Genomic DNA, 9,210 nt, shown 5'->3' with positions numbered 1-9,210 from the left:
CTACCTGCCCAAACAGCCGCATTGATGAATTGCTGCCGCTCCGCACTTAACACCGTACCTGCCTTCTGAAAAGATGGTGGGGTTGGACGCTTACAGTTAAGCTACGCAATATTGTGTATTAGATCTGGCGAGATAAGACAAAAACGCCCGGTGCATTGCATCGGGCGTCTGTTGCTAAAACCGTTGAAACAGGGCGGAAATCTCTTCAGAGAGAAAACTTAAATCTGTACCCTACTTCAGGCCGGGACATCACTGTTGCTTATTTATTAACTTAGATCAAAACTTATGATCGTATTGCACTGCCAACCTTGCACTGCGTGGGGCTGTGTAACTAATCGTACGGCCATAAGTTGAAGATACTGTTGTAGCATCCAAATTATAAGTTTCGTCAATTGTTTGAACAGTTTGTTTATTAAATACATTAAAGATATCTATTTTAAATTGCAAACCTTTGACTTGTTCTAACTTGTAAGCAAAGTTCATATCTAAGCGTACATCCCAAGGCAGATTGCCGACACTACCGCGTGGCGATGGCAACTCGTTGCAATAGTGGTAGGCAGAGCCGTAGTCAGGGAATCCGGGATCATTGGCTTGCAATGCTTGTGGATAAGTACCTAAGCAGTTCTTCGGACGACCAGCCGCAATCAACAAATTACCACCTACACTTAACTGCGGAGTCAAATCATAGAAACCATATGCTTTGATTTGGTGAGTACGATCATTTGGTAGTAGGCCATTTGCATACTGCATGATTTCATAATGATCCCAAGTTTGAGTAGCAGAAACGTCTGTTTGCGCTACGTCTGACAAGGTTTGACCTTCTGTGTTGCCTTTACTACGCGACCAGGTGTAGTTCACTTTACCGTACCAGCCGCTGCGATATGGATGCTCAGCAAATAAATCGACTGCAGTGTAAGTACGTTCTGCTTTATCGAATCCGAGTTCTGCGGCGGTCAGTTTAACTTTCGTTAAATTTTTTCCAGTACCAGCAAAATCGACTAAAAACGTATTGTCTTCACCCGGATTGAATGATGCGCAGTTAAATCCACCCCAATTTGATTCATCAACATTGTTTCTCGCTGCCCATTTATCAAACGGTCTTTGATCACAGAAGTCGTCAATGGTTGCACGCAACTTACGATACGTAACCTTAGCACCGAAATTCAAGTCAGAAGAAAAAGCTTTTTCGAAACCCAAAGTAAGCTCGTCTTGCATGTTTGGCTTCATATCAAGAGCGGCAACTGTTTGTGCTAATTTAGCTTGGCCAAATTCGTTATCTGGTGAGAGAACACCAGTAATAGGGTTCGTACCTGTCGGAACACCATTCGCGTCCACACCTGTATACGTGTAGTATTGACGCAAATAGCTGGAACGACTTGCTCCACGAACTGCTAGATGTGTAGGGATTTGAACGCTGTAACGACCTAAGCTACTAAAGATTTTAGTTGAAGAATCACCATTGACATCCCAAACTGCAGCCAGTCGAGGTTGCAACTGGTTTTTTATTTCTAAGAAAGTCTCACCATCACCATTCCGATTTTTGTATTGCTCGTCACGCAAACCTAAAGTGATCAACACGTCTTTTGTTACTTGATAGCGATCTTCAATATATTGAGCTGATTGATCGGAATAGGCAGAAGTTGCATCGCTAAAAATTTGCTTACGAACATAGTAACCTTGAGCACCATAGCCACCGCCGTTACCCACAATCACACCGGACTGACCGGTTAGCGTGATTGGTTTAAATGGGTCCGCAACATGGCCGTACGTCCAAATTCCACCACCTGCCGTTAAGTCACCTGCATTTTGTGATGACAGTTTGTTACTATCCATACCAGCACGGATTGTATGTTGGCCTAACTTATACTCTAGATCAAGACGATAAGATTTCACCGTGTCCTCAGCGCCTGCTGGCGATACTGTACCAGTTAGTGCTTGTGGGTTGGTGTATGTTATTCCTGGTACACGAGCTGAGGGAGGTGCACCAACTTGGAACAGTTGCTGACTTACGTCGTATCCATCAAACGAGTTGATATGTTTACTCTTACTTTGACCAACAAGTGCTGTTAGTGTCAGATCCTGCGTAAGATTACCCGTATATTTCAAGATCTGTACGTCAGCACCAGTCGAAGGAGTGACATTGTCTATGTTGGTATAGTGCCCAGAGCTCGAGAGTTTGCCATTTGACTGTCCCGTAGCGTAGTTATAACCATATAATTGTTGGTCGGTAGTTGGTTTATCACCGATCAAAGTTAATTCTAAACGATGATCATCGGTAATATTCCAATCGAACTTACCCATGTAGCGCTGAACTTCATCTTGTGTCTCAGAATACCCGTTGGTACCAATTGAGCTACTTGCTGTAGAACCAACTACACCAGTTGACTTAGTTTTAGTATCCTCAACGGCCAAAAACATGAATAATTTGTCTTGAATGATTGGTCCACCAATGTAAGCACCGACTTTCTTTTCCTCATTCGTGTTGTCATGGCGTCGTAGATATAAAGTTCCATCTGTACCTTTATTTTCTGCTGCACCAGTTTTAGGATAGTAAATATCTAATGGTGTAGATCGCAAAGCGTTTGGTGTGATACTTGCGTAAGCACCAGCTTCCCAATTATTAGTACCACTTTTTGTGGTTACATTAACAACGCCGCCGATAGATCGGCCAAATTCAGCACCAAAACCGCCTGTCAAGATCTGAGCTTGGCTAATTGCACCAAATGGAAGCTCTGAGGAACCTAACTGTGTCAACGGATTAGTCACGGGGAAACCATTAATATAATAGGCATTCTCAGATGCACCACCACCACCGAAACTTGCACCACCGGCATAACGGGAGTCTGCTTTCGTTGTATTAGGGGCTAACTGAATGATGCCTGCGACAGATTGTGTTACGGGTATTTTTGCGAGTTCCTTGGCGGTGAACGTTGCACCATTAGTTGCATTGGACACGTCGATACGACTGCGGCGAGCAGAAACTTCGATCGATTGAACGCCTGAGGCAGCGGTTCCGAAATTAGCCTCAACACCTTGTCCAGCTAAAACATCGAGGTCAGTGGAGCCTAATGCGGTACTCTCTTTCATCAAAGTTGCTTTGTAATGTCCATTTGGCAACGCTGTTGCTTGGAATTTACCTGTCGCGTCAACTAACACTGTGCGGGTCAAGTTTGTATCTGTATTTTTTAAAACTACTGACGTAGCAGACCCAAGACTTACTTTTCCGAACACAGTACCTGCAGCATTAGATTGCGCCATGACACTCGGAGCAATACCAACGGTAATTACGCCCACACCAAATGCGATCGTTAGCGCACGCGCAACCAACGTCTTATTAAAAACTAGATTTTTTTTAGACATGTGATTTCCTAATAATGTCGTTCAATAAAGCGATACACAATATTGCGCAGCTGAATATTCTGATTTTTTAGAGTATCCGCCGGCTGATAAATAAATCTTTTTACCGAATATAATTTAACAAGAGCATTGCAACAATTTATCGAATCACATTGTTGTTACACATATGTAAGTAAGATTTTTTTCAATCTTACAAATGTAAGCAAACCCATCAAAAAAATATTCATATCTCATGTGAACATTTTGAGGTTATGAGTGTCAATCTAGGAGGTTTCTAGGCTCCCTGAAAAACAACAGATAATTTTTATGAAAACTATAAAAGTTATCGACTGATGATTTTTTTTGTGCGGCGCACTAAAAAATTCGGCAAATGTTCGAAATTTGAGCATTTCAAGATTAATTAATAGATATTTTGGTTTAAACGAAATTAAATTTTTGTTTTATTCTTATTTAATTAAATTTTCTTATACTAAATTTCCAAAAATTAAAATTAACATAATATTAATTAACAACTTTTTTGCATGATTGAAAATAGATATATTTCCCAAGATGATTTTTGGTGCAAATAATTAATTACATATTGTTACAACTGTAATTGTTATCTTAGCCATATATTTGCAACTAATTTGGTCGTTAAATGATGCATAGAAATTGAGCCAATCGGTTTTATACGATGAAAAAAAATAGAAATATATCCTTAAAATAATCGTAAGGGCCATCTACACTATTTTAAATAGCATTCGAGTTCGGTCAAAAACGAAAACGCCCGAGTACTTACAATGCTATATATCTTAATATGTGACACTAATGTTTTGATTTGGCAAGATGCTAATGTGTAGCAATGATTTATAGAAGTATCTTCATATTCGGTTATTTGATCGATCGCGGAGTCGACAACGAACACGATGACACGGCACCTCTTTGGTGAAAGTCACCATCCCGTGTAACCGCTCGGAACGTCGAGGTCAACTTCTGCAAGAACCCATCGTGAGCTAATTATGGCGTACCCTTAATTCTAAAAATTATGCGCGCCGCTCAAAAGAGCCGATTGATGTGCCAGGCGTCGATTACAAATTAATTACTTACGGCAAGGACATCAAATGTTTACTCTGAAGCTCACTACCGTATATCAAAAGTAATATCGATGTTAGTGAGTTGTTGTTGTAGCTCTCCAACTATCTTAAAATCATTGCTGGCACCAGTATGCAAAACGCCTGACTGTCGTCACAAAGCCACCTTGTGACGACAGTCAGGCGCCTACCGCCAGTTTATCAGTCTGCCCGCGGGGTTCTTAACGCTATCGCTTTGAAATTTGTCAGAACTTCCTCTCAGTGCCGGCAGTGTCCGTTTTACGGAAGCGACTTCCGCAAAAGAACCGCTAAATCTTCAAGCTAATTATAAATAAGTCCCTGTTCGAGCGCATTTGCGAGGTTGTCGAAGTACATATTCAAAGCGTCTACGAGAAATTAGACTTCTCCCGTCGCCAAACCCAAGCCATCAATTGGATAGAGTGTGCAGATCAACGCGATGTCATACCGACCGCGTTGAGCAGCGTTGACTTATACGGCCTACGTTTTTTGACATTCACCTTAATTCGACAACGAGACATCTGCTGCTGTTGCCTATATGGAAGCCTTATATTTAGGTGATTATGAGCTGTACCCATATCGTTAGCATGCCCGTCTTTAGTTACAGCGTGATTATATTGCTTCTACTCAGGCTGTAATGAAACAAAGTTTGCGTCCGGTGCCTTTGGCTGATATCGACGCTGCTTATTAGGATATAGAAAACCACGTCGACGTATGGAGCGCCGAGTTTATCTCTTCGAGCGTTAAATTCCCGGACACTGTAGTGCAAGTTCGTAGCGAATATACATAATAGATGATCGCTAAGATAAAATGAAATTAAGACTGTGACCGCTCTAGAGGATCATGGGTTACGCCCAGTAACGTTGAGGCGCTGCAGAAATAAACCTCCAGCTTTACTGGAGGCAATTTAATATACACAAAATAGTTTTTGGAATGCTAAAAAACCGAATACTTAGAGACTTTTTATTTGGCCTGCGTCTCCCTTAAGTATATTTAGAATAATGAAGGATCAGATCTGGCGCTGAAATAGAAAACGCCCGATGCGGTGCACCGGGCGTCTATTTGCTAAAACCGTTTAAACAGGGCGAAAATCTCTTCAGAGAAAAAACCTCAGTCGATAACCCGATTTCAGGACAGAGCATAAAATATATTACTAAATTTTTCATTAACTTAAACGTAGAAAACCAGATAGTGCGTTTCTAGTTTTACGCTAAAAGCAATTAATTAAAATTTATATGTTGCTGTAGTGTAAATTACGCGACCATGTGGATCATAGTACGATGGATCATAGCCAGTTTGGAAATACTGACCAAGCGTAATTGCCAAAGGAGGTTCTTTATCTAACAAGTTTTTAACACCTAAACGTAGAGTCAAGTTTTTGAACCCAGTATAAGAAGCCTGCAAATCCCAAGTTTGGAATGAGCCAACTTTATTTGGTGTTGTTTGGCTTGAGAAACCTTGAGGAACGTTATCCGCATAACCCGATTGATAATTTTGAATCAAAGACACACCATAGGCGGCTTTGCTCCAATCCATTTCTAATTGATGTCTCCAGCGGAAAATAATGCCCCCACCGTTCACTGCATTTAACGGCGCACCGTTGACATCCAATGAGGATGCAACACTAGGTTGTACGGTGCCGTCAGGTAACGTAAAGTCAAATTTATTAGTGTATGTACCGTTCAAATGCGCCGAAAAATTACCGTACTCTGGGGATTTTAATAAACGCCATTTCACATCAACGTCGACACCAGCAGTTTTCATTCCTCCCGCATTTAAATTTAGTGCAGAAATTTGAGTGATATTACCCGCGCTGTCACGTTGAACTAAGCCAGTGTAAGCTGCGTTGCCACCAGCTGCTTGTTGCACGATAAATTGTGGGTCTAGGGCCGTTACCAAGTTACTTACATTAATTTTCCAGTAATCAACACTCATTGATAAATCTTTAGTAACGTCAAGTACAAAACCTACAGACGATTGTTCAGATTTTTCAGGTTTCAGATTCGGGTTGCCACCGTTTAATTGAGTGAATTGATTTTTTACGCCAGTTACAGGATCTTTAAAACTCGCAGTAGTGCCTACAGTTTGCTGCGTGTATAGTTCTGGAAGAGCTGGTTCGCGGAACCCTGTGCCATAAGACGCACGAATTAAGAGCTGTGATACAGGTTGTAAGCGGAAACTAATTTTAGGATTAGTTGAAGTAGCGTTAGGATATTTATCTGTTCTTAGCGCCAAATCAGCCTCAAGCATTTTCACAATAGGAATTGCGAGTTCACCGAATATAGATGAGGAGTGGCGTGAGGCGCTTAGTGGTAAAGCTTGACCGCCATAACCTGAAATATCTCCGGACTGAAAAGCTGCGCTTGGCACAAAGTCCATGGTCTCATTACGAACAGACGCTCCAACAGCGAAGTCAACCATACCTGCGGGTAATTTAAATAATTCGCCTGAAATCTTTCCGTCCAGGGAATCCGTTCCCAATGTCGATGTCAACATGTTACCAACATAATTAGTAGCCTTGATTTGAGCTGCTAAAGCTGGATTTTGATACTGAACGAATGGATTAAAAGAATTGTTATTGCTTAAAAGCTGTGCTAACGCTACCTGATTTTGATAACCAGCCTGAGTTGCCTCAGATACACTGCTTGAATTGTGGGAGTAAGCAATGTCGTAATCATAGTCTTTTACCGTACCGCGAAAACCCGAAACAAAATGTCCTTGGTTTGCTGTATCGGATTGTTCACGGCCACCACCATCAAACGCGCGGTAGCTCACTGTTACGGGTTGTCCCAATACCTCTGGATGGTTAGCCGCCAGATACGAGCTCGGGTAATAAGGACTCGTCGGTGAAATTATAATTGCTGGATAGACATTTTGAGTTGCAAATTTATTGTCGGTTGCTAAGAACGACACGCTATATGGTGAGGGTTGTTCCGCCCTTTTCGTTACAGTGTGTGACGCGAACGCGTCAATAAAAAATTCGTCTTTTTCTGTCAATTTGAATCGAAACGACCCTGCAACGGTACTACGCTGAATATCTGGTGTCAGCGGAACAAATGGAGAGGAATTAAAGCGACAGGTACCTTCCGCAGCAGCATAGTAGCTGCCATTTTGTCCGCAGTTACCGGGAGAAAGAGGGTTGCCCAGTCCTGCTCCTTGTGAATTCAAACTATTTGGAATAACACCACCAGCATTCGCTGTAGTGTTTGGGTCAAAGCTACGCAATGCTCCGCTTGGTGTCGCACTTTGATCAAATAAGCCATTTACTTCGTCTGAAGTATGATTCGCATAAGAGCGCTGACTTCCATATATTGGAGTGTCTTTTGACAGGTCTGCAGAAAGCATGATGTTGAAACGATCTTTGTCGTAGTCACCGAACCCCCAAATCACACCAGCTTTTTGAGTTTGACCGCCACCTGCAGTGCTGCCACTAGCGTAGCCAGTTGCTTCCAAACCAACAAAATTCTTACGCAGAATAAAGTTAATTACTCCGCCGATGGCGTCTGATCCATATACGCCTGATGCGCCATCTTTTAAAATTTCCACATGGTCAACTTGTGACAGCGGAATGGAGTTGATGTCGACCGTAGTGCCGTCGGTTGCATAGTTAGCCAGACGACGACCGTTCACTAATACTAATGTTTTATTTGCACCCAAGCTGCGCAAACTCGCACTTGCCAAGCCGTAAGTTGATGCGCCAGCACCTTGTGCGGTTGTTGTTCCGCCCACGGCACTATTCGCAGTTAGTGAGCTTAACAATTGTTCTGAGGAGGTAACGCCTAGTTTTTGGATATCTTCGCGGGAGACGACCTGAACCGGCAACGAAGCTTCTTTTTCTGCTCGTTTAATTGATGAACCGGTAATTTCAACTCTTTGCGCCGTAGTTTCCTCTTGGGAGAAAGCAGGTTGTGTTAGCAAACCTAAGCTCACTGCTATGCTGCTTGAGAATATGATTCTGACTGATCGAGACAGAATTTTTTCTTTAATCATTATTAAACTCCTAAGGATGGTTGATGTACGAATTTTTCAACTTCTCAAACTTTTCTCGTACGATATTTTGTAAATAAAACCAAGTTTTTCGACACTCGCATGTAAACAAATTCGCCAAAATTTCTTGATGAAGCATGGGAGCATTTCTGCAAGAAGGCTGTCAATAAACGTACTCACAAACAACATCCAAAAATACAACGCTTTATTTACATTTCAGATACAGTTTTTATTATTTACTTGATTTATTTAGGCCTTAAGCTATCTTTTTTATAACTTATTTACTTCATTTTTTTAAAGGATAAAATTCTTAATTTAATTGAATTTATAAAATTAAACGTATTTTTATATAGTTAATTTGAAATTATCTTCATAATAATTATTATTTTTGATATTAAAAAAATAATAATTATTCGGGGTTTTTAGTGAGGTTTTTAAGATCAAAAAATAACAAGAGCCAGTACGATATGATGCGTTTTGTATTATTAAGTTACAAAAAACATCTCACTTTATTTATTAAAAAGTTAATCTTTTTATGTGGATTTGCCAAATGACTGATTTGCTTTTTAGATAAGTCTTCGGCCAGATTGAAGCTTAGTTCTTGCGAAACTAAGGTTCTTAATAATCAGCTTGGAGGAGGAGATTTTTCTGGCGACGTCCAGAAAATTGCTGGATCTGTCAGGTAAGCACAGGTAAGCCAGCAAAGATTGCTTGAGTGAGTAGATCTATAGCTTTAAATTGCTTTATTGAATGTAGTTATACTACCTATTTTGCAATG

Annotated in this window: 2 protein-coding genes; both read right to left on the bottom strand. The window is 41.1% G+C overall.

Translation table 11 applies throughout. From position 1 onward, the window contains the following. Positions 1-276 precede the first annotated feature (276 nt). Positions 277-3,360, bottom strand: coding sequence for a TonB-dependent receptor (locus AAKU64_RS01010; RefSeq protein WP_354360949.1), 3,084 nt, complete (start codon positions 3,358-3,360; stop codon positions 277-279). A 2,309-nt stretch (positions 3,361-5,669) separates the two neighbouring features. After that, positions 5,670-8,435, bottom strand: a complete 2,766-nt coding sequence (locus AAKU64_RS01005) for a TonB-dependent receptor domain-containing protein (protein ID WP_354360947.1) — start codon at positions 8,433-8,435, stop codon at positions 5,670-5,672. Positions 8,436-9,210 lie beyond the last annotated feature (775 nt).

It is taken from the genome of Undibacterium sp. GrIS 1.8 (assembly GCF_040544445.1).
Lineage (GTDB): Bacteria > Pseudomonadota > Gammaproteobacteria > Burkholderiales > Burkholderiaceae_D > Undibacterium.
This window is presented reverse-complemented; position numbering and strand designations above follow the sequence as displayed.